The 20,714-nt window shown below is 62.9% G+C and carries 20 protein-coding genes; 5 read left to right on the top strand and 15 right to left on the bottom strand.

What is annotated here, in order from left to right; translation table 11 throughout:
• Positions 1-36: 36 nt before the first annotated feature.
• Both secB and PXK07_RS16695 read right to left on the bottom strand, forming a co-directional pair.
• Positions 37-537 carry a protein-export chaperone SecB gene (gene secB / locus PXK07_RS16700; protein ID WP_274849487.1) on the bottom strand — a complete coding sequence of 167 codons (501 nt, stop codon included), beginning with the start codon at positions 535-537 and terminating at the stop codon, positions 37-39.
• Positions 538-638: 101 nt separating this feature from the next.
• Positions 639-1,160: an FxsA family protein gene (locus PXK07_RS16695; RefSeq protein ID WP_274849486.1), complete on the bottom strand. Its 522-nt coding sequence runs from the start codon at positions 1,158-1,160 to the stop codon at positions 639-641.
• A 113-nt stretch (positions 1,161-1,273) separates the two neighbouring features.
• On the opposite strand from PXK07_RS16695, the gene PXK07_RS16690 reads away from it, so the two are divergent.
• Genes PXK07_RS16690 through PXK07_RS16680 form a run of 3 tightly spaced genes read left to right on the top strand, consistent with a single transcriptional unit; the run spans position 1,274 to position 3,596 of the window.
• Positions 1,274-1,933 (top strand): Tim44/TimA family putative adaptor protein, encoded by a 660-nt coding sequence (locus PXK07_RS16690; RefSeq protein ID WP_274849485.1) that lies wholly within the window; start codon positions 1,274-1,276, stop codon positions 1,931-1,933.
• Entirely contained in the window at positions 1,930-2,997 is a 1,068-nt protein-coding gene (mltA, locus tag PXK07_RS16685; RefSeq protein ID WP_274849484.1) for a murein transglycosylase A, read from the top strand. Before PXK07_RS16690 ends, mltA begins: the two co-directional genes overlap by 4 nt.
• A complete protein-coding gene (locus PXK07_RS16680; protein WP_274849483.1) occupies positions 2,997-3,596 on the top strand; it encodes a Smr/MutS family protein in 600 nt (199 codons plus the stop codon). The genes mltA and PXK07_RS16680 overlap by 1 nt, the downstream gene beginning before the upstream one ends.
• A 265-nt stretch (positions 3,597-3,861) precedes the next feature.
• On the opposite strand, the gene PXK07_RS16675 is transcribed toward PXK07_RS16680, so the two are convergent.
• The 4 genes from PXK07_RS16675 to hslV all read right to left on the bottom strand — a co-directional run bounded on the left by PXK07_RS16675 (position 3,862) and on the right by hslV (position 8,032).
• Positions 3,862-4,977, bottom strand: a complete 1,116-nt coding sequence (locus PXK07_RS16675; protein WP_274849482.1) for an alpha/beta hydrolase — start codon at positions 4,975-4,977, stop codon at positions 3,862-3,864.
• A gap of 92 nt (positions 4,978-5,069) precedes the next feature.
• A complete protein-coding gene (gene hslU, locus PXK07_RS16670) occupies positions 5,070-6,383 on the bottom strand; it encodes an ATP-dependent protease ATPase subunit HslU (protein ID WP_274849481.1) in 1,314 nt (437 codons plus the stop codon).
• A gap of 13 nt (positions 6,384-6,396) precedes the next feature.
• Positions 6,397-7,467 (bottom strand): hypothetical protein, encoded by a 1,071-nt coding sequence (locus PXK07_RS16665; RefSeq protein ID WP_274849480.1) that lies wholly within the window; start codon positions 7,465-7,467, stop codon positions 6,397-6,399.
• 1 nt (position 7,468) lies between these two features.
• Positions 7,469-8,032 carry an ATP-dependent protease subunit HslV gene (gene hslV / locus PXK07_RS16660; protein WP_274849479.1) on the bottom strand — a complete coding sequence of 188 codons (564 nt, stop codon included), beginning with the start codon at positions 8,030-8,032 and terminating at the stop codon, positions 7,469-7,471.
• Positions 8,033-8,266: 234 nt separating this feature from the next.
• Between hslV and PXK07_RS16655 the strand changes: the two genes are divergently transcribed.
• Positions 8,267-8,461, top strand: coding sequence for a DUF1127 domain-containing protein (locus PXK07_RS16655; RefSeq protein WP_274849478.1), 195 nt, complete (start codon positions 8,267-8,269; stop codon positions 8,459-8,461).
• A gap of 76 nt (positions 8,462-8,537) precedes the next feature.
• Here the strand turns inward: PXK07_RS16655 and PXK07_RS16650 are convergent, their stop codons facing one another.
• Both PXK07_RS16650 and PXK07_RS16645 read right to left on the bottom strand, forming a co-directional pair.
• Entirely contained in the window at positions 8,538-8,903 is a 366-nt protein-coding gene (locus PXK07_RS16650) for a Lin0512 family protein (protein WP_274849477.1), read from the bottom strand.
• Positions 8,903-9,247 carry a Lin0512 family protein gene (locus PXK07_RS16645; protein ID WP_274849476.1) on the bottom strand — a complete coding sequence of 115 codons (345 nt, stop codon included), beginning with the start codon at positions 9,245-9,247 and terminating at the stop codon, positions 8,903-8,905. The genes PXK07_RS16650 and PXK07_RS16645 overlap by 1 nt, the downstream gene beginning before the upstream one ends.
• Positions 9,248-9,411: 164 nt before the next feature.
• Between PXK07_RS16645 and PXK07_RS16640 the strand changes: the two genes are divergently transcribed.
• Positions 9,412-10,071 (top strand): dimethylsulfonioproprionate lyase family protein, encoded by a 660-nt coding sequence (locus tag PXK07_RS16640; RefSeq protein ID WP_274849475.1) that lies wholly within the window; start codon positions 9,412-9,414, stop codon positions 10,069-10,071.
• Between the two features lie 91 nt (positions 10,072-10,162).
• Here the strand turns inward: PXK07_RS16640 and trxA are convergent, their stop codons facing one another.
• The 7 genes from trxA to PXK07_RS16605 all read right to left on the bottom strand — a co-directional run bounded on the left by trxA (position 10,163) and on the right by PXK07_RS16605 (position 20,623).
• Complete coding sequence (gene trxA / locus PXK07_RS16635) at positions 10,163-10,483, bottom strand: thioredoxin (RefSeq protein ID WP_274849474.1); 321 nt, start codon at positions 10,481-10,483, stop codon at positions 10,163-10,165.
• A gap of 62 nt (positions 10,484-10,545) precedes the next feature.
• Positions 10,546-13,908: a double-strand break repair helicase AddA gene (gene addA, locus PXK07_RS16630; protein ID WP_274849473.1), complete on the bottom strand. Its 3,363-nt coding sequence runs from the start codon at positions 13,906-13,908 to the stop codon at positions 10,546-10,548.
• On the bottom strand, positions 13,905-16,841 hold the full coding sequence (gene addB, locus PXK07_RS16625; RefSeq protein ID WP_274849472.1) for a double-strand break repair protein AddB: 2,937 nt from the start codon (positions 16,839-16,841) through the stop codon (positions 13,905-13,907). Before addB ends, addA begins: the two co-directional genes overlap by 4 nt.
• Positions 16,834-17,529 carry a nucleotidyltransferase family protein gene (locus tag PXK07_RS16620; protein WP_274849471.1) on the bottom strand — a complete coding sequence of 232 codons (696 nt, stop codon included), beginning with the start codon at positions 17,527-17,529 and terminating at the stop codon, positions 16,834-16,836. Before PXK07_RS16620 ends, addB begins: the two co-directional genes overlap by 8 nt.
• Entirely contained in the window at positions 17,530-18,525 is a 996-nt protein-coding gene (locus PXK07_RS16615) for an aminoglycoside phosphotransferase family protein (RefSeq protein WP_274849470.1), read from the bottom strand.
• On the bottom strand, positions 18,522-18,998 hold the full coding sequence (tsaE, locus tag PXK07_RS16610; RefSeq protein WP_274849469.1) for a tRNA (adenosine(37)-N6)-threonylcarbamoyltransferase complex ATPase subunit type 1 TsaE: 477 nt from the start codon (positions 18,996-18,998) through the stop codon (positions 18,522-18,524). The genes PXK07_RS16615 and tsaE overlap by 4 nt, the downstream gene beginning before the upstream one ends.
• A 77-nt stretch (positions 18,999-19,075) precedes the next feature.
• Positions 19,076-20,623, bottom strand: a complete 1,548-nt coding sequence (locus tag PXK07_RS16605) for a PAS-domain containing protein (protein WP_274849468.1) — start codon at positions 20,621-20,623, stop codon at positions 19,076-19,078.
• Positions 20,624-20,714: the final 91 nt, after the last annotated feature.

Here is a 20,714-nt window from a genome sequence, read left to right as displayed (position 1 = left end):
GCCGACAGCGCCTGATTTTCGATTGAGTAAAAGGATTTACTGCTGCGGCTGGGCTTCTGCCTGACGGCGGGCCAGTTCGTTGCGGTAGATCGCGACAAAATCGATGTTGTCGAGATTCAGCGGCGGGAAACCACCGTCGCGGGTCACGTCGGACACGATGCGGCGCAGGAAGGGGAAGGTCATGCGCGGGCATTCGATCAGCAGGAAGGGGTGCAGCTGCTCATCCGGCACGCCCTGGATGTTGAAGACGCCGACATATTCGATTTCCAGAACAAAAAGAACGTCGCCGCCTTCCTTGTTCTTGGATTCGACGATCAGCTTGGTCATCACCTCGTACTGGTTTTCGACCGCGCGTTTCTTGGCGTCCAGGTTGACCTGAACGTTCACATCGGGCTGTACCTCGCCGCCGGCACCCTTTTGGGCCATGACGTTTTCAAAGGACATGTCACGGATGAACTGTCCCAGAACGTTCATCTGGACTTGCGGCTGCTGCGGGGCTTCTGCTGCTGCGCCCTCGGTGGTGCCATTCTCGGCCATGGAGATACTCCTGAAAATATGACTTTGGAGATTGCTTATCAGCTTGTTGCAGGTAGCTCAACGGTCAGCCGAAGTATGTGACCTCCCTGTCATATCTGGGATTATTCCGGCCCCTTGACCCAGCCCGAAGGCCGGTCCGTGGGCCTGTTTGGCGTGACATCTTCGAAATCGCCGTCAATCACGTCGCCACTCCCGCCCGGATGGTGGCGATGATGCGGATGGCGGGGGTCGTGACCGGCGCTGTGCTGATGCATGCTGCCCATTTCGAACTGCGCAACCGTGATCCTCTTGCCGAGGTAACGGATCACCGCCATGCGGACAGGGGGCATCAGCAGAGCAAATCCGACCCCGTCGGTGAAAAAACCAGGTGTCAGCAGCAGCGCGCCGGCAAAGAGGATCATCGCCCCATGGGCCAGTGGCTCTGCCGGATCGGACAGGGTCTGGAAAGAGGATCGCAGCTGACCCATCGCCAACCGCCCCTGCGAGCGCACCAGAGACGTCCCCAGGATGGCCGTCAGAACCACGATTGCGAGCGTCGGCCACAGGCCGATCAAGCCGCCGATCTGAATGAACAGGGCGATTTCAATCAGTGGCACCATCAAAAAGGCCAGAAAAAGATACATCTTGGGGTCCTTTGAACTTGCGCTGGATGGTGGACTTGGCCCCACCCGTCACCTACATAAGAGCAGTCCGCTTTGGTTTCAAACAAGGCTTGGTTGCCTAGCAAGAGGTTCACATGGAGTCGCCCTTGATTCAGATTTTGGTTTTGGCCGGCATTGCCGTCTTCCTGATCCTGCGCCTGAAAAGCGTCCTGGGCACCCGTGACGGGTTCGAAAAGCCAACGCCGCCGCAGATGCCTGCGGCCGAGAAACGACGCCCGGGGTTCGAGGTGATCGAAGGCGGCCCCGACCGCGATATCATCGATTACGTCGCCGAAGGCTCGCCACAGGCGGAGGCCCTTGCCGCGATGAAACGGACCGAGTCCTCCTTCCAGGTTCAGGATTTCGTCCAAGGCGCGCGCGGTGCCTATGAGATGATCCTGATGGGCTTTGAAAACGGCAATCTCGATGAGATCCAGCCCTTCCTGGCCGAAGATGTCTATGAAAGCTTTGTCGATGCCGTGGCACAGCGCGAGGATCAGGGGCTGACCATCGAGGCCGAATTCATCGGCGTGCGGGAAACCGCGGTCGAGGACGCCCGGTTTGACGAGGCGACCCGTACTGCCGAAATCACCATGCGGTTCGTTGCCGAGATGACTTCGGTGGTGCGCAACGCGGAGGGTGAGATCGTCGAGGGCGACCCCAAGGCCATCAAGCGCCTGAAGGACACCTGGACCTTCTCCCGCGCCATGGGCGCAAGCGATCCGAACTGGCAACTGGTGGCTACGGACGCATGATTGGTGCGCTCCGGGCGGCATTGCGGGCAGCAGCCATTCTTGGCGCTGCCATGACCGCCTCGGGCGCAACCGGCGAGACTGCCTATTCCCTGCTGAACTTCTCCCAGCTTCAGGGCTGGGAAGAGGACAATCACGCCGAGGCCCTGGAGGTATTCCTGGGCACCTGCGCCGATCTGGACGATCCCGATTGGCAAAGCCTTTGCGCCTTGGCTCAATCACAAGCCCAATCCGAAACACCGGATGCGGCGCGGCGGTTTTTCGAACTGTTCTTTCGTCCCGTGCTGATCCAGGATGGGGCGGACACCGCGCTGTTCACCGGATATTTCGAACCGGAGCTGGATGGCTCCCGCTATCCGACGGGCCGGTTTCGCTACCCTGTCTACCGCATGCCCCAGGAAGCGCGCCGGACCGATCTTTGGCTGCCGCGCCGTGACATCCTGACCAGCGGTGTGATGGATGGCCGTGGACTTGAGATTGCCTGGGTCGATGATCCGGTAGAGCTGTTCTTTCTGCAAATACAAGGTTCTGGTCGGATCCGCATGCAAGATGGCTCTACCGTCCGGGTCGGTTATGGCGGTGCCAACGGGCATCCCTATCGCTCGGTTGGCGCGGAAATGGTGCGTCGAGGCATCTACAAGGCGCATCAGGTCAGTGCCCAGGTTATCAAGGCCTGGGTCAGGCGCAACCCGGTCGCCGGTCATGAACTCTTGCTGCACAACCCGTCCTATGTGTTCTTTCGCGAAGTGCGCCGGGTGCGCGCCACCGATGGGCCGCTTGGGGCAATGAACCGGTCTGTCACGGCGATGCGCAGCATCGCGGTCGATCCGAAGTACACGCCTCTTGGGGCGCCGGTTTGGGTGGAAAAGGATGGTGAATCGCCGCTGCGGCGTTTGATGATTGCCCAGGATACCGGGTCGGCGATCAAGGGCGCGCAGCGCGCCGATATCTTCTTTGGCACCGGAGACGAAGCCGGACAGGCGGCCGGCCGGTTGCGCGATCCGGGGCGGATGGTGGTTCTGCTGCCGATCCAGCGTGCCTATGCCATGCTGCCGGAAGGCTACTGATGACCCGCCGCAAGCTGACTTCGGAAGAAATCGACCTGTGGCACAAGGTCGTGAAACATGCAGAGCAGCTGCATCCGGGCAGTCATTCGACGCCGCCGGACCTGCCGCTGCCCAAACCCAAGCCGAAGAAGACCCCACATGCCCATGCCGCACCGCAGATCGAGGGGTTTCGCATTGGCAGCCGGGCGCAGGGAAAGCCGGGCAAACACGATCTGAAGGCACCGGTTGCGCAGTCCCTGTCCAGAGCACCCGTGCAGATGGATGAAAAAGCCTATCGCCGGATGAAGCGCGGCAAGCTGCGCCCCGAGGGCAAGCTTGACCTGCACGGGATGCGTGTCGATACGGCGCATCCGGCGTTGACGCGGTTCATCCTCACGGCGCAGGCCTCGGGCAAGCGGTTGGTGCTGGTGGTGACGGGCAAGGGCAAGGACCGGGACGAGCCTGGACCGATCCCGACACCGCGCGGCGTGCTGCGCCACCGGGTGCCGCAATGGCTGGCCTTGCCCCCGCTGGCGCAGGCCGTGTTGCAGGTGACACCGGCTCACATCAGCCACGGAGGAGAGGGCGCCTATTACATCTACCTGCGCCGCAGTCGTTAGGCTAAGGACCCATTAATCCTACGCCACTGGTTTGACAGAATTACTGTCTGCTCACAAGCAATGCTGCCGCAATAGTGGTTCTATTTCAAAGCATTGAGAGGCAAGCAGGCGGAAATTCCGTCCAATCCGAAGGACGTCAAATCCACTTCATCTCAGTGGCTTGTCACGCTTGCGAATAGAGCCATATGCACGGCGCGCGCCAAACCCCTGATATCTCGTGGATTTGGCGCCAGTGGCGTAGGATTAATGGGTCCTGAGCCTCGGCTTAACGCGGGCTGTCAACCAGCCGTACAAGCGACAGATCCTTGACGCGCTTTTCCTCGACCACGGGGGGCGGCAGGATGGTGTTGAAGACAAGCCCGCCGCGCTCAAAGGCCTGCGTTGTTGCGCGGGCGGCACTGAGGATGGTCAGCAGGGCAGGGGAGGTGCCTGCAACCAGATGGCCGGAATCCGCCGTATCCGCATAGGCGGTTGTATCGATGATGCTGATCGGCAGGGTGTTCAGTTCTTCCACCGAGGCCAGATTGCCAAGCCGCGAGCGACTGTGCGTTCCGCGCAGGCGCTGTGACAGGGTCAGGATCTTGTCCTTGCGGGACACAAAAACAAGGAAGGGCTGCGGCACCGGATCGATACGGCTCATCTGGCTTTTGAACACATCCAGATCAAGATCCGGCGACATCAGGATGACGCCTTCAAGATTTCTATGTGCCCAGCCCGGCGTTTCAATCTCGATCTGCCGCAGGACCTCCATGGCCAGCATCGACCCCATCGAATGCGCCACCAGAACCACGCGCCGGGCCTTGGTGCGACTCAGGTCCTTGAGAAGACGCTCCAAGCCGTCCCGCGCGAACATCACGCTGTCGGCGTCATAGGCATAGCCCAACGGGCTGGCGAGGCTGGGCCAGGAATAGACTACGGTGACACCCGGCACGCCGATATCATGAGTGAGCTGGGCGGCACGAAAGGCGGTTTCGGACTGGGTGGAATTGAACCCATGCACAAAGAGGGTGATATCGCGCTCATCCGGCGCAAACTGCTGCAGCTCATGATCTATCCGTGCCGAGAACGCGGCGGGACTGTCGAATTCCCGGCGCGCGGCCATGGTGAACTCGCGGTTGGGATCGGGGGCCTCGCCGCCGAAGATGAGCTGTCCCGGCTTGCGCTCCGGCGGGATCGACACCGTCAGCTCCAGCAGGTGATAGCCGTCGGTTCGCCCGACCCCGAACCCTCCCTCGGGGCGGGGGTCGCGGATGGTTGCGGCAAAGACCGTTTTTGGTGTGCCGACCTCCAGCGCCTCGGGCATGGTGGGCGAATAGGGGCGCGGCGTGCAGGCCGCTGCGCCCAGCAGGAATAGATAGAGAAATACCCGAAAATACCGCATCTGCGCCGTCCAAAACCAAACAGGACCATGGATAGGATGTATGCCGCCCGGTTCCAAGCGGCATGCATCAGAAATTACGGGTTGCTTGCCGTTTACAACACGTAGCGGCTGAGATCGTTTGACCGGCTCAGCTCGCCAAGGTTTGTGGTCACGAACCTTGCATCGACGGTGATCGCCTCGCCGGCCCGGTCCGGTGCGGTAAAGGACAGTTCCTCAAACACCCGCTCCATCACCGTGTAAAGACGCCGGGCCCCGATGTTTTCCACCGCCTGATTGACCTCGGCGGCGATCTTGGCCAGGGCCGCGATGCCGTCCTCGGTGAAGGTAACCTTGACCTCTTCGGTGCCCATCAGTGCGGTGTACTGTCGGGTCAGCGCATTGTCGGTCTCGGTCAGGATGCGGATAAAGTCCTTTTCGCTGAGCGCGCGCAGATTGACCCGGATCGGCAGACGGCCCTGCAGTTCCGGCAACAGGTCCGAAGGCTTGGCGATATGGAAGGCGCCAGAGGCGATGAACAGGATATGGTCGGTCTTTACGGGGCCATGTTTGGTACTGACGGTGGTGCCCTCGATCAGCGGCAGCAGATCCCGCTGCACGCCTTCGCGGCTGACATCGCCGCCGCGCGCGTCCGAGCGGGCGCAGACCTTGTCGATCTCATCCAGGAAGACAATGCCGTTCTGTTCAACCGATTCCAGCGCGGTGCGGGTGACGGTTTCATCGTCCAAGAGCTTGTCCGCCTCTTCGCCGATCAGCACCTCGTAGCTTTCGGCGACGGTGAGGCGTTTCTTTACTGTGCGCCCGCCCATGGCCTTACCGAAGAGATCCCCGAGGTTCATCATGCCGCCCATGGGGCTGCCCGGCTGGCCGGGAATGTCGAACATGCCACCCATCGGGTTCGAGGTATCGGTGACCTCCAGCTCGATCACCGTGTCATCCAGTTCACCGGATTTCAGTTTCTTGCGGAACACCTCGCGGGTGCCCTCGCGGGCTTCGGCGCCGGCAATGGCGGTGATGACGCGATCCTCGGCCGCCTTATGGGCCTTGGCCTTCACATCTTCGCGCATGAATTCACGGGTCTGCAGGATTGCGGTATCCACCAGGTCCCGCACGATCTGCTCCACGTCGCGGCCCACGTAACCCACTTCGGTGAACTTGGTGGCCTCGACCTTGATGAAAGGCGCACGGGCGAGTTTCGCCAGGCGGCGGCTGATCTCGGTCTTGCCGACGCCGGTGGGGCCGATCATCAGGATGTTCTTGGGATAGACTTCGTCGCGCAGGTCATCGCCCAACTGCTTGCGCCGCCAGCGGTTGCGCAGGGCGACGGCAACGGCGCGCTTGGCCTCTTTCTGGCCGATGATGAATCGGTCCAGTTCGGAAACGATTTCGCGGGGGGTGAGGTCAGTCATGTATAGTCCCGTATCAATGAGAGGGCGGCAGCCGATCCAGCGGCACCAGCCCGGACAAGGGTGAAAGAAGCGCGGCGCGAATGCGGGTCCAGAAGGCCCCCAGCGCCACCAGGAAGACGCCGAGCACCAGGATGGTGGAAGCAGCGCCTTCGCCATCGAAGACGGTGCCTGCCAGCGTCACGCTATAGCCGATGGCGGCGATCAGGAAGGACCGCCGGTCGATCACGATGGCGACAAAGGCAAAACCGACCAGCACCGCCAGAAGCAGCAGATGCGCGCCGTTGCTGCCGTTTTCCAGCAGGGTCAGAGCGATGGTGTTCACCAGGGCAGGGGCCGCCACCACATGCAGCCAGAACCCCTGGGCCGAGCGGCGGGTGACCCGGTGCGGATCGCTCATGTCAAAGACCATCGCAACGATGAAGACCGCAAGCCCCACCAGCAGCGTGATCCAGGCAAAGGGACCAGAGGCGGACAGCAGGAAGAATTCGCCGATATCCGCAGGGGTCCCCATGCGGATCGCCCCCATCAACAGCGCCAGCGCAAAGACACCAAGCGCGATCAGCGCCATGGCAAAGGGCACCTTGAACCGCAGCCAGTAGATCGCAATCGCCCCGGTGCAAAGCGCGATGGGCAGTTGCATGCTGGAGTAATCCGACTGTGCCATCATGAAGGGCTGGGAAAACTGCGCTGTCAGCCCCATCCCGGCATTTAAGGCCCATAGGATCGACAGGGCAATCGCCGGGGCCACCATGCGGCGGCGGCGGATGAAATACTCGGACAGGGCCCAAAGCACCGCGGCACCCAGGATGGCAGCGGTGACGGTCTTGCCCTGATAGCCACCGACGCTGACCGCCAGATTGGTTGCTGTGACCGCCGCCCAGCCCGAGGCCAGGATCAACAGGCCGATGACGATGAAGATCTCGTTGAAGCCCTTGAACAGCTCAAACGGCTCATCACCTTCGGCGAGGTTCTCCCGCGCGCCCTTGCGGCTTTGGGCCAGGGCCAGCAGCGAGGCCGCCTGGGCCTCGCTCAACAGGCCCGAGCCAACTGCGGCGCGCAGGTCGTTGCGGTCGATGTCCGACACCTCAGTGACCCGCCCCGATGGTTTCAACCGTCAGGTTACCGTTGGTATAGACGCAGATATCCGCGGCGATCGCCATGGCTTCACGGGCAACGGTTTCGGCGGATTTGTCGCTGTCCATCATGGCGCGCGCGGCGGCCAGGGCAAAGTTGCCCCCCGATCCGATGGCGGCCACATCATGTTCCGGTTCTAGCACATCGCCGGCCCCGGTGATCACCAACAGGTCGGTGCCATCGGTGACGATGAGCATCGCTTCGAGTTTTTGCAGGTACTTGTCGGTGCGCCAGTCCTTGGCCAGCTCCACACTGGCGCGGGCCAGTTGGCCAGGGGTGGCTTCCAGCTTGGCTTCAAGACGCTCCAGCAGGGTAAAGGCATCGGCGGTTGACCCGGCAAAGCCCGCCACCACATCATAGCCGCCCGGCGACAGGCGGCGCACCTTGCGGGCGCTGCCCTTGATCACGGTCTGCCCCAAAGAGACCTGCCCATCGCCGGCAATCACCACAAGCCCGTCTTTCTTGACACCGATAATGGTGGTCCCGTGCCATCCGGGGAACTGGTCGTCTGCCATATGCGCCTCCAATCTCGTTGCAGCATATATGGGCGCTGGGGGCGGCATGCTCAACCTTGTATCTGGGCGTATCGCGCAGGGGGGTGCTGGGGCAAAAGTTAACAAACTGTTCATTTGTTATGCATCACACGCAGATCGGGGCTGTAAAACCGGCAATTGTGAGACTCACATTGGTTTCCTACATGGGCCTCAGAACCGGCATGGGGCCGGTTTCGCTATTTCAGGAGCCTTCACATGGCCACAACTGCAAACATCCATGCACCGCTCGGCGCTGTTGCCGTTCTGCGCGTGGTGGATACTGTCCTCAACGCAAAATCTGCATTCCGTGACGCGCGCGAAGCCCGCATCACCCGCCGCGCTCTGTCCCGTCTGAGCGACGCCCAGCTGACCGATATCGGTCTGACCCGCGACGACATTGCAAAGATCTGACAGGCAGACTTTCCAATGACATCTTATCGCTAGTAAAGCCGTCCATCCCAGGGCGGCTTTTCGCTATTCTGGGGGGCTACTCCGACCAGCGATAACGCCCCGCCTGATCCGGCAGCCAGGCTTCCACAGCTGCCGTGGCGATCACATGCGGCGCCTTGCCATCCGCGCCCGCCACATCCAGCCCGCCAAACACGGCCCGCACCCTTGCCCGCCCGCGCGGCAGATCGGAGGCGACCAGATCGCAATCCACGGCTTCGGGGTTTTGCACACCGATGGTGACCTCGACCCGCATTTCACTGTGATCGATCCCCAGTTCGGAAAACAGAGTGATCGAGGAATGATGCAGCGCATCCTGCACCGCCCGTCGGGCTGCCTTGGTGTAGTCCTGGCCGTACAGGTCGTTGCCGGTACCCATTTCCAGGATGATGCGTTTGTCTGCCATCACACGGCCTCCATCTGGAACGAGACGATCACGGCGGCATTGGCGATGACAGTCTTGCCACCGCCGGGTTTGTCGATATCAAGGCCGCCCTTGCTGATGCGGATATCGGGGCGACCATAGGGGAAGATCTCTTTCAGGGCCTCTGCATCGACCTGATCGGGCTCTTGCACGCCAATCTCGGCATCGATGATCATCGCTTCCTTCGGGAAATCGAACAGCTCGGCCATATTGACCGAGTTGTGCCAAAGCGCATCCCTGATCGCACGTTTCGCCGCTTCGGTGTAATCGGCGCGGCGCAGGGATGTGCCCATGCCGAACTCCACCAATACCCGGGTTTTGGCCATGAGGATCCTCCTGTTCTTTGCACTCACTTTGCCGGGAATGGAGAACGGAGGAAAGGGTCGGAAGTGCTTTGGGTTCCGAATGCGACACCAGGCCGTCGCGCCGAAGATAGAGGCGGTGAACTCGGATGACATGTTTGGCGCAGGCCAACAAAGGGGACAGGGGCATGACAGATCAGACACGTCTCAGGGAATGCCCTGAATGGGAATATCTCCTCAGGGACTTCTACGAGCTCTATCGTCGCCTGTCGGCCGGTGGCAGCGTCAAGATCCGCGCCCACCAGCGCATGGTTCGCGAGCGGATCAGCCGGGTTCTGAAATCCAATGCCGAAGTGCGCGCCGGTGCCAGTGTCGACAAACCGGTGACGGCGCATTTGCAGCGGGCGCTCGACAATGGGCGGCAGGAACGTCACGGCGCCTTTATCCGCGCGATCGAAGCCGTGCGCGACCATCTGGTCTGGCAATACGGCTATGAAAAGGTGCCGCGTGGGCTGGAGCGCAGATATGCCTATGCCGAACTGGCCGGCCCCACCGGCCCGGTGATGACCGACGAGGTGATCCTGGGATTGGTGCTGTTTGCGCCGGGATGCACCTATCCTGCCCATGCCCATGACGGGATCTCGGAAAGCTATATCTGCCTGTCTGGTGCCGTTTCGGAAAACGACCAGGGCGTCTATGCGCCGGGGTCCTTGATCTTCAACCCGCCGGGGCAGCTTCATCGCATCACCGTGGCCGAACATAACCCGTCGCTGCTGTGCTACGCTTGGGTCGGGGATCAGGACAAGCTGGCCAACCAGAAGATGGTGTTTTCCCGCACGTCGAAATAGCGAAGCACATGTTTTCGATCGATGGGCAAGTGCCAAGGAAAAGGGGCGCCCCTTGGGCGCCCCTTGAAAATCCGTACCTTCAAAGGCGGGATCAGATGCTGTCGTCGATCCAGCTTTGCAGCGCGGCCTTGGGGGCGGCGCCGGCGCGGTTGGACACAACCTGACCGTCCTTGAAGATGAACAGCGCCGGAATGCCGCGCACGCCCATGGCGGCGGCAGAGTTCGGGTTGCTGTCCACATCGACCTTGGCGATCTTCACCTTGTCGCCGTATTCGGCGGCGAGCTCTTCGAGAGCGGGGCCGATCTGCTTGCAGGGACCACACCATTCGGCCCAGAAATCCACCACTACGGGAACGGAGGAGTTCTTGACTTCGGCGTCAAATGTTTCGTCGGTGACGGCTACGGTGGACATGCTCATGTCTCCTGAGATGAATGGCAACTTGCTGCAGAACCTAGGTAGGGCTTAAGGACTCGTCAAGGTTCCCCGCGCCGCGCAAAGGCCGCAGTCACAAGATCGTGCGGCAGGGGCATGAGGGTCGCATTGCGCGTCCATAGCAGGGCGGTTTCCACGGTTTTCTCCGGGTAGATCTGCGCCAGCGCCAGGGCATAGGCGCCCATTTGCCGCAGCAATCCTTCAGGGCAGGCGGCCAGGGTTTGCGGCACGGTGGCGTTGGATTTGAAATCCACTGCCAGAACCCTGTCGGCCCCGACGATCAGCCGGTCGATCACCCCATGCAGGCGCACCCCATCGATAGCGGCGGTGACAGGCACCTCGGCGAGCGTTTCCGGTGCAAACACATGGGCAAGATCGGGATTGCGCAGCACGGCGCTGGCCTCATCCAGAAGGGTCTCGGCGATCTCAGCCCCGTTCAGCAGCGCCTGTGCAAGAGCGGGCCAGGTTTCCTCGGGCTGGCCCGGCAGATGTTCCAATAGCAGGTGAAGGGCGGTTCCGCGCGCCTTGGCGGCCTCTTCCTCCAGCCCCAGATCGCCGGGCAGGGCCTTGGCGCCGCCTAGCTCCGATGGGCTGAGGGTCGCCTCGGGCGCCACATAGGCGGGCGCAGGGCGCGTGAACAGATCCGGGAGGGAAACCGCTTTGGTTTCGGGCGCATCGCGATGGACCAGCTCCAGCCCGTCCCAATCGCCATGCTGCATCCTGAGGCCCGGCCCGCCAGGCATATCGGCTTCGACCCCGCCGCCGGACCGCAGGGCGCCTTCGACCATCTGGTACCAGCTATCGCCCTCTTTCGAGAGCTCCCCGGCGCCGGCGACGATCAGCCATTTCTCCGCCCGTGTCAGAGCCACATACAAGAGCCGCAGCCGTTCGTTGCGTTGCTTCTCCTGCGCGGCCTCGCGGGCGGCCCCCATGGCTGCTGGCATTTGATCCTTCGGAACCCGCCACAGCGGCGCGCCCTCGGCCACCATGATTTCGGCATCCATGGGCGGCTTGCGTTTGGCAGTGTCAGGCAGGATCACGATCGGCGCCTCCAGCCCCTTGGAGCCATGCACCGACATCACCCGGATCATGTCGCCAGCCGCGCCCATCTGGCGTTTGATCTCCAGATCATCCGTTTGCATCCAGACAAGGAACCCGGTGAGGCTGGGAATATCCGTGCGCTCATAGGCCAGTGCCTGGGACAGAAGCGCGTTGATCCCGTCTTCCGCTTCGGGGCCCAGACGGCCGAGCAGTTTTTGCCGCCCCTTGTGCCGGGTCAGAACCCGTTCGATCAGGTCATAGGGGCGCAGGAAATCCGTTTGCCCGCGTAGATCGTCGAGGATCTCCATCGTCTCGGGAAAATCCGCCGCCCGCTCCCGTAGGGCCGTCCACAGATAGCTGCCCGGTTTGCGGCGATGAGCAAGGTCAAAGAGCATCTGCTCGGACCAGCCAAACAACGGCGATTTCAGCGCGGCGGCCAGCGACAGGTTATCCTCGGGTGTTGCCAGGAAGGACAGAAGCGCGGCGATATCCTTCACCGCCAGTTCCGCGCCCACCTTCAGCCGGTCGGCCCCGGCGATGGGCAGACGGGCTGCCTTGCAGGCGCGGATGATCTCGGAAAACAGCTCGGACCGGCGCTGTACCAGGATCAGGAAATCGCCTGCATGCACCGGGCGGCGCTGGAAGGTGCCGCGGGTGGGGCCGTCTTCGGGGATGGTGATCTTTTGATCGATCATCCGCTTGATCTCACGGGCGATCCGTTCGGCCAGGATCACCGTGTGATGGCGTGCGCCAGGCCGGTCCACGGGATCGGTCCAGTCGCGATCCTCTTCCTCGTCCAGCTTGTCCACCGCAGGCCAAAGATCCACCCGCCCCGGCAGGTCGGATTTGAAGGCGCGGTGCAGCGAATCCTTGTGAAATCCTGCGCGGGGAAAGTCCTGAAATACCAGATCCACCAGTTTCAGGATCGCCGCCGAGGAGCGGAAGGAGAACTCCAGCGCCGCGTTCTGAAGGCCAGCGCCAGTTTCGGCCAGACGCTGTCCGAACTCTTGCTGCATCCGGTCAAAGGCATCGGGGTCGGCGCCTTGAAAGGAGTAGATCGACTGTTTCTTGTCGCCGACGACAAAGATCGTGCGCTCCACCTCGGAGCGCGCCCCGGCACCCGAGGTGAACTCCTGCGCCAGTTTCTCGATCACGTCCCATTGCACAGGGCTGGTGTCCTGCGCCTCGTCCACCAGGATATGGTCGATGCCGCCATCCAGGCGGTAGAGCACCCAGGCCGCCACCGCGGGATCGTTCAAAAGGCCCCGCGCCTTCAGGATCAGATCATCAAAGTCGAGCCATCCGCGCAGCTGCTTGCGGCGCTCGTACTCGGGCAGGAACACGGAAGCAAAGGCGTGCAGATCCTCGGATTTATCCGCCGCCATCAAGGCGAGCCGTTTGGCGCGGGCATCCTCCACCCGCAGCATGAAGGGTTCAAGCCGATCCATCAGGTCGGGATTGTCCTTTTGCAGCTTCTTGGTCGGGAAGCTGCCAATCTTGGCGGTAAACGGCTCTTTGGCGCTGGCGCCTGTCAGGAAAACAGACTCTAACACGGGCAAATCTTCGATAGAGGGCGTGCCGATCCCGGCCAGTTTCGCGGCGGCCTTCTGATCGTTTGTGCCGCCTGTCGCCAGCATTTCGCGGGTGCGGGTCAGCAGGTCAGCCTCACCGCCAAGGAACACCAAGGCTTCCAGTGTGGCGGCGTCAAACTGTTCGGGCAGGTCGAACAGCCTCAGCAGGCCCGCGCGGTCCAGGGGGTCTGCAAACTCGGCGCGGCGCTGACAGATGGCGGCGGTCAGCTCGTCGAAATCGCTGCCCGCCACGTGGCGGGCGAGTGCATCGACCAGATGCGCCTCTGGCCCCTTGGCAATGTCCTCCACGATTTCGCCGCGCAACAGCGTGGCGGCGCGGTCTTCCATCTCGGCGAATTGTGGGCTGACGCCGGCCTCGAGCGGGAAGCGGCGCAACAGGGAGGAACAGAAGGAATGGATCGTCTGGATCTTGAGGCCACCGGGCGTTTCGATCGCGCGGGCAAAGAGCGTGCGCGCCTGCGCCAGCCCCGCGCCATGGGCCACATCGCCGGCGCCGAGATCATTCAGCGCATTGGCAAGCTCAACATCCTCCAGCATCGCCCATTCGCCTAGACGCTGGAACAGGCGGTTCTGCATCTCGCTGGCGGCGGCCTTGGTGTAGGTGAGGCACAGAATGTGCTGCGGCTGCACGCCCTTCAGCAAAAGCCGTGCCACCCGGTCGGTCAGAACCTTGGTCTTGCCCGATCCGGCATTGGCCGCCAGCCAGGTGGAGGCATCGGGCCGGGCGGCGCGAAACTGCGCTTCAGAGGCCGCATCGCGGGGAGCGCTCATGTCAGATCCTCCGGCTTGGGCATGTCACTGCGATCCCATTCGCCGTAGCGTGCCAGATGATCGTAATCCCCGGCAAAATCGTCCCGGTGCACCATGCGGCGGCTGCTGTAGCCTTGCGCCGGGTCGAAATAGGCCTCGATCAGCGTCTTGAGTTCGGACCAGACTTTGGCCGGAGGTTCATCGGCCAGCGGGGCGGGCACCTCCTTTATCGGGGATTTCAGGCCGATGAACACAGCCCGCTCCACCCGCGCCGCGCCATAGTCTGCAAAGGCGCCCTGTTCGGCCATGGCGGCCTCGATCAACAGCTGCTTGTCAAAGGAGCGCTGTTGTTTATCGGTCGGCGGATCACCGGTCTTGTAGTCGAACAGATGCAGGCAACCGCGCGCGTCCACGTCGATCCGGTCCGCCTGTCCTGTGATGTGGAAATCCAGCGGATCCAGGCGCACCGTGCCCTTCTTTTCAAACCCCGAGGGGAGCGCGGCGGCGCGTCGGGTCTGCTCACCGGCAACAAAGCTTTCAGCGATGCGGGCGATCCGGGCCAGCCACAGGCTGCGGGCGACGGGCCAGGGAACCTCGGCCTGCAATTGGGCGCGGGTGCGCTCGATCAGCGTCTCGGGTGTCAGCAGATCGGGGTTGTCACGGCTGTCGCGGATGAAATCCTCGAAGACCTTGTGCACCACGATACCTCGGAGCAGCGCATCGGGTTCGCGCATCAAGGGGTCCAGCGGTTTCAGGCGCAGCACGTGTTTGGCGTAGATCGCATAGGGGTCGCGGATCAGCTTCGGGATTTCCGTGATCGACAGCTGTCGCGGGCGCGCCGCAACTGGCGGGCGTGGAGCAGGGCGCTGGGCCGGATCGCTTAGCAGTGGCACCTCTAGCGCCGATGCCCAGTCCAGCCAGATCTGACCACGGGCGCGTATGGCGTCCAATGCTGCGCGCCCGCCCTGATCCGGCAGGCCACGCAGCAGGTTTTGCATCCGGTTGAGCCAGCGCGACGGCACGGTATCGGCCTCTTCGGATCGCACGGCGCGGGTCAGCCAGACCTCGGGCGCGGCGACAGCTTGCTGGAAATCATGCGCCGACAGACCGATGCGCCGCTCGGGCAGCAATAGCCCCGCCTTGTGGCGCATCTGGCGATTGAGCCAGGGATCGGGGCTGGCAGCCTCGGGCCAGCTGCCCTCGTTGAGGCCCGCAAGGATAACCAGATCGGCGCCCTGCACCCGGGCCTCCAGAGTGCCCCAGATCATGATCGAGCCATAGGGCGCATCGCGGTCGCGCACTTCTCCTTGTGCCAGCAGCGCGCCCAAGAGATCGGCAAAGTCGCGCGCGGTCATCTCGCCGCCGTAGCGGGCGTTGTCTTCGAGATCGGCAATAACCTCTAGCGCCTTCTGACCCGCCTTCTTGTCCCAGAGGGTGCCACTGCCATCTGCCTGACTGCCCGTGGCGATGCCCTCGGCGCGGGCACGCAGGCGGGTGATCCAATCCGACAGGGGCAAGGTGCCAAAGACGGTCTGAGCGGCGAAATGTTCACTCAGCCAATCGGCCCAGCCGGGCATCAACTCATGCGCGGCGGCATAGGCGGCAAAGCTGTCTGCATCGGGAAAGGGAGGACCATTGCGGCGCAGGTGCAACTCGTAATCGCGGGAGTGGCGCAGATGTTCCCCGCGTGCGGCCTCTGGTCCGTCATGGGTCAGCGGGTGTTTCAGGAGTGTCAGCAGCCTGTCCGGAGTCAGCTCGTGACAGAACAGCTCTGCCACATGGCGCAGGAAGCGGCCGGGTGGTGACAGTTGCAGAGGCTGGCCGGCGGAATCGTCTGGCAGGATGTCCCAGCGATCGAGCGCGGCCGAAACCTGCCGCGTCAGCATCCGGTCGGGTGTGATCAGGGCGGCACTCTGCCCGTCTTCGGCAGCCTGGCGCAGGCGCAGCGCGATGGTGAGCGCCTCGGCCCGCGGGTTCGGGGCCTCGACCAGCGTCACCGTATCCGTGGCGTGGTCGAGATCGGTCAGGCTTGGTCCCTCGCTCATCCAGGCGTCGGTGACGGGGGCCGGGCGCAGCGCGAGCGAGACCATGCGGTTTCGCGCCGGGAAGGGCGGGCTGTCCATGGTCCAGGGCTGCACATCGCGGGGCGACAGCTCCAGATCCTTCATCAGCTTGTAGAACCGGTACTGCGGGTGATCTTCCGATATCAGCGGATCGTCGAGCCCCGCCCAGACGCGGTCCGGCTGGTCGAAATCGAACCCGGGCAGCACCACGGCGCCCTGCGGCAGGCGGGCGATCGCCTCCATCAGCATCAGGGTGGTGCCGCGCGATCCGGTGGAGCCGGCAAGGATCACCGGGTGCTGCGGCGGGGCGATCTGCCATTGTTCGATCAGGGTCTGCACCACCTGCCGCTGCCGGGCTTCCTTATCCATGGCGTCATCTGTGCGGTCCACGAATTCATCGGCGATGGCGATGAATTGCTGCGCCCGCGACCAGTGATCGGAGAGGTCGGAAACGTCCAGATTGCGGATGGAGTCCGTGCTGACGCCCTCGCTCTGCATTTCGTCAAACAGCGTCGCCAGGCTGTCGGAGAGATCGTAAAGCGAGGCGCGAGAGGCCAGATCCGGCTGCGCATCGAGCAGCTTGGCGATCAGCTGTGAGAGTTCCAACCTGCGGCGCAGGGCGGGCAGAGCCGGGGGCAGACCACTGCGCGCGGCGCGCTGTGCCAGATCGGTCAGCAGCATCAGGCGCGGCAGCAGCAATGTGGGACCGGCATCGAACAGGCTGCGCACCCGCCGCTGCATCCGAGCGGTGTTGACGATCACCTCGGCGCGGGCCAGCGCCTCGGGGGGCTGGCCCGCGCTGCGGGCGATCAGCCCATCGACCAGCGCGCGTGGGAAATCGACGCCGCAGGGCAGAGCAAAGACGCGGGGCTTGTCTTGGCTCTCAAACATGCGCACCTGCGAGCATTTGTTCGGCCAGGGTGATGCCTTCGGGATGGCCCACATCGCACCAGTGACCGGGGTATTCCAGCGCCAGCAGGCGCCCGGCTTCGATCATAGGGTTCCACAGCAGGCGGGTGGAGAAGGCGGCCTCATCGATGGCACGCAATCCGTCCGTCTTGAGGATCTGCACGCCCCCCCAGACCAGATCGCCGCTCCAGGATATACGCCCCGTGGCATCGGCGGAGAAATCGCCGCCACCTTGCCTCCCAACCGCACGGGCCAGTGGCACACAGAGCATCAGACCATCCATCCGGACCGGATCCCAGGCGGCGCGCAGCATCTGAAACGGGTTGGGCCCGGCCCAGATCGCGTCCGAGTTTGAGGTATAGACAGGCCCATCGCCCAAGAGCGGCAGCGCATGGCGAAGCCCGCCGCCGGTATCCAGGATCGCGGGTTGCTCGTCACTGATCAGAACCTCCTGCGGCGCCAGGTGATCCTGCAGCATCGCAGCCTTGTAGTGGGTGTTGACGACGATACGCTCGGGATCAACCGCGCGGGCGAGATCCAGCGTGTGGTCGATCAGCGGCCGCCCGGCGACCGGGATCATCGGTTTTGGCATCTCACGGGTCAGCGCCTTCATGCGGGTGCCGAAACCGGCCGCATAGACCATCACGGAACGGGGAAGATCGCAGTCCATCTATCTGAGCCTATCCAGGTTTTCGGCGCTGGGCGCAGGCAATTCGTTGCGCAGCCAGTCTGACAGGGTTGCCAGGGCCGGGTGCTCCAACCCGCGCATGACATGCGCCCAGACGTGTGGGATCAGCTCCAGGTACTGCGGTTTTCCCATCTCCTGCGACAGCCGCGCAAAGATGCCAAGGATGCGGAGGTTGCGCTGCACGCCGATCACGGCATAGGCGGTGCGAAAGCCCGAGGCATCAACGCCGGATGCTTCGATATAGTGGTCGATCATCTGCATCTCGACCCCAGCGGGCACGTCACGACGCGCGTCCTGCAGAAGCGAGACCAGATCATAGGCCGGATGGCCGGTGCGCGCGTCCTGGAAATCGATGACGCCGACGCGGGCAATGCCTTCTCGCTGTGGCAGCCACAACAGGTTCTGCACGTGAAAATCCCGATGTACGAAGACCATGTCGCCCTTGACGCTGTGGCGCAGGATGTCCTCGAACTGGTCTTCGAACCGATGGGTCAGAACCTCGTCCTCTTCTCCCAGGATGCCTGCACGGTAGGAGGTCATCACGAGGCTGGCCATTTCGGCCATCACACGCGGGCCAAGCGGGGCGAGATCCGGCACCGGCGCGCGATGCAGGGCAAGAAGCAGGTCGGTTGCCGCGCGGTAGAGCAGCATTTCCTGGCTCGGGTCGTCACGGATGACAGTGCTGAACAGTGCATCGCCCAGATCCTCGGTCAAGAGAAAGCCGTTTTCCGCATCTTCCGCCAGGATTTCCGGTGCGCTGACGCCTTGTGCGCGCAGATAGCTGTCCACCTCGACAAAGGGGCGGATGTCCTCGCCCTTCTCTGGTGGCGCATCCATCAGCACCAGGGTCTCCCCCTGCGCTGAACTGAGCCGTTCATAGCGGCGCATGGAGGCATCCCCGGCCAGCGGGCTGCGCGTCCAGCTGCCGTATCCGGCCTGCTCCAGGAAGGTGGTAATCAGCTCTGTTCTGTCTGTCATGGCAAGATCCGTTCCATCAGGGGCTGCCATTTCTTATCACCCCATTCGAGCGTCAACTGACGCGCGTTTTCGTCGTCGGGATCAAGGGCAAAGGTCAGATGCAGGGCATGGGCGGGGGTCAGCTCGGCCAGCCGGTCCGGCCATTCCACCAGGGTGATCGCCTCGTCGAAGGCGGTGATCAGACCCAGTTCCTCGATCTCGTCCAGCGAGGTCAGGCGGTACAGGTCCGTGTGCCAGAGTTCCCCGGCAGCCACGTCATAGGTCTGCACCAGCGTGAAGGTGGGAGAGGGCACATCCTCGGGAGGATTCTGCAGCGACTGGATCAGATGGCGGGCGAAATGGGTCTTTCCGGCGCCAATGGGGCCCTCCAGAAGCAGGCAATCGCCCGGGCCTACGGCCCCGGCGATCTTTTTCGCCAGTGCGGCGGTGTCTTCGGCTGTGTGGAGGGTGCAGGATGCAGGGCTTGTCGTCATGGCGACACAATGGCCTCGTGGGCCCGTCGCTGCAAGCGGGATTGCCCGGCGCATGGGGCGCCGGACGGGATTGCATCTCAGCTCTGATCAGTGATCGCGAAACGTTCCTGATCGGCGCGCGGCAGGCTGGCTTGCGGATCGCGGAAGCTGACCATGGTGGCGCCGTTCTGGATGCCGGTGACCTTGCACATCAGCGGGGTGCCGTCGCGCAGCTTCACCTTTGCCCACCAGGGCTGGCGTGTCTCGCTGGCGGCCACGAAATCGCGGATCTCGCCCCAGGCCGGCGTGGGAGCACAGGTGTCCTGCCAGACACGGCTGGCATCCATGATCGACACTTTGGCAAAGCTGGCATCGGGATCCATCTTCCAAAGACCGTGATAGGCGGTGTTGGAGAAGGTCATGGTGCCATCATTGGCAAAGACCGCGATGGCTTCGTCCATCTGATCCATGATCGACTGGCCCATCTCCAGCTCGGAGCGGAACTGACGGGTGAGGGTCACCTCGGCGGTGATGTCCTCGAACAGGAAGGCGATGGCACCATCGGGATGCGGGCGGCCCGACACGGAATAGACCGAACCCGACGGCAGCGACCATGTTTCCTGATAGCGGCCCTCGGCGGCGGCGGCGAGCAGCTCTTCGATCTGTTGGCGCCAGCTGGTGTAGTCCTTCGGTTCCGGCATCATGCGCTGATCGCGCAGGCGGTCGAAGAAGCTCATCAGATTGGGGCGCGAGCTGAGGAAATCCGGCGACAGGGCGGTCAGATCGACCAGAACCGGGTTGAACAGAACCAGCTGACGGTTGCGGTCGAAGATCGCAAGACCAATGGAAAGCTGGGCGAATGTCTTTGCCAGGGTCTGGACGAAATTCCGTTGGGCCACTTCGGCATCCACCACCGCGTTCACATCGACCGCATGGCACAGCCAGCCGGCCTCGGTTTCCGTGGTGGAGATATTGTACCAGAGCTGCTTATTGCTCTCGGGCAGCGGGATCGAGATCCGCTCGGGCTTGCCGCTGAATTTCGGCTTTTCAAGATTGGTGAACAAGGGGTCCGTCACGTCCGACTCGCGGCCGCGGATCTTGTGGATGAGGTTGTCATAGGCAAGGTTCGACCAGGTGATCGCGCCTTCGTCCGATTGCAGCCAGACCGGGTAGGGCGCCTGATGCACGGCGGCGCGCAGGGTGGTCAGCTCCTGGTCCAGGGACCGGTTCTGCTCTTCCAGGGTGGAGCGGCGCAATTGCACGCGGGTGATCCCGTCGATCCATTCGCAGTGCGCTTCGCGGCTTTCGGCGGCGGCGGTACCGGACAGGACCAGTGGGCCGACATCCTTCAGGAAACCGGGGGATTGCGGCAGGCCGGGATAGTTGCGGGCAAGCTGATCGCGCAGCATGTTCCAGCTGAAGCTTTCGGCATGTTCGCCGATGAACTTGCGCGCGCCCGATGACCATCCAATCAGAGTGGTGTCGTCGAACAGGAACACCGCATCGGTCCGCCCGTCACTGGACAGCAGGTCCTGCTCCAGCGATTTGCCGTGGGCGCCGGGGGACAGCCACCAGACCGCGACGGCTGCGGTTGCCGCACAGAGGGCTGCCAAAACCAACCATTCGATCGAAACGATGTTCTGCATCTTGTTCTGCCTTGCTAGGGTCAGGACCCATTGATTTCCGTCCAGCGGCGTGATTCACGGTTCGAAAATCGAGCGGTAACATGTCTGATCT

This window comes from Phaeobacter sp. QD34_24 (genome assembly GCF_028890115.1).
Lineage (GTDB): Bacteria > Pseudomonadota > Alphaproteobacteria > Rhodobacterales > Rhodobacteraceae > Phycobacter.
This window is presented reverse-complemented; position numbering and strand designations above follow the sequence as displayed.

Excerpts from the sequence above, each read along its gene's own strand:
- secB (WP_274849487.1), bottom strand. The coding sequence starts at position 537 with ATGGCCGAGAATGGCACCACCGAGGGCGCAGCAGCAGAAGCCCCGCAG.
- PXK07_RS16695 (WP_274849486.1), bottom strand. The coding sequence starts at position 1,160 with ATGTATCTTTTTCTGGCCTTTTTGATGGTGCCACTGATTGAAATCGCC.
- PXK07_RS16690 (WP_274849485.1), top strand. The coding sequence starts at position 1,274 with ATGGAGTCGCCCTTGATTCAGATTTTGGTTTTGGCCGGCATTGCCGTC.
- mltA (WP_274849484.1), top strand. The coding sequence starts at position 1,930 with ATGATTGGTGCGCTCCGGGCGGCATTGCGGGCAGCAGCCATTCTTGGC.
- PXK07_RS16680 (WP_274849483.1), top strand. The coding sequence starts at position 2,997 with ATGACCCGCCGCAAGCTGACTTCGGAAGAAATCGACCTGTGGCACAAG.
- PXK07_RS16675 (WP_274849482.1), bottom strand. The coding sequence starts at position 4,977 with ATGCGGTATTTTCGGGTATTTCTCTATCTATTCCTGCTGGGCGCAGCG.
- hslU (WP_274849481.1), bottom strand. The coding sequence starts at position 6,383 with ATGACTGACCTCACCCCCCGCGAAATCGTTTCCGAACTGGACCGATTC.
- hslV (WP_274849479.1), bottom strand. The coding sequence starts at position 8,032 with ATGGCAGACGACCAGTTCCCCGGATGGCACGGGACCACCATTATCGGT.
- PXK07_RS16655 (WP_274849478.1), top strand. The coding sequence starts at position 8,267 with ATGGCCACAACTGCAAACATCCATGCACCGCTCGGCGCTGTTGCCGTT.
- PXK07_RS16650 (WP_274849477.1), bottom strand. The coding sequence starts at position 8,903 with ATGGCAGACAAACGCATCATCCTGGAAATGGGTACCGGCAACGACCTG.
- PXK07_RS16645 (WP_274849476.1), bottom strand. The coding sequence starts at position 9,247 with ATGGCCAAAACCCGGGTATTGGTGGAGTTCGGCATGGGCACATCCCTG.
- PXK07_RS16640 (WP_274849475.1), top strand. The coding sequence starts at position 9,412 with ATGACAGATCAGACACGTCTCAGGGAATGCCCTGAATGGGAATATCTC.
- trxA (WP_274849474.1), bottom strand. The coding sequence starts at position 10,483 with ATGTCCACCGTAGCCGTCACCGACGAAACATTTGACGCCGAAGTCAAG.
- addA (WP_274849473.1), bottom strand. The coding sequence starts at position 13,908 with ATGAGCGCTCCCCGCGATGCGGCCTCTGAAGCGCAGTTTCGCGCCGCC.
- addB (WP_274849472.1), bottom strand. The coding sequence starts at position 16,841 with ATGTTTGAGAGCCAAGACAAGCCCCGCGTCTTTGCTCTGCCCTGCGGC.
- PXK07_RS16620 (WP_274849471.1), bottom strand. The coding sequence starts at position 17,529 with ATGGACTGCGATCTTCCCCGTTCCGTGATGGTCTATGCGGCCGGTTTC.
- PXK07_RS16615 (WP_274849470.1), bottom strand. The coding sequence starts at position 18,525 with ATGACAGACAGAACAGAGCTGATTACCACCTTCCTGGAGCAGGCCGGA.
- tsaE (WP_274849469.1), bottom strand. The coding sequence starts at position 18,998 with ATGACGACAAGCCCTGCATCCTGCACCCTCCACACAGCCGAAGACACC.
- PXK07_RS16605 (WP_274849468.1), bottom strand. The coding sequence starts at position 20,623 with ATGCAGAACATCGTTTCGATCGAATGGTTGGTTTTGGCAGCCCTCTGT.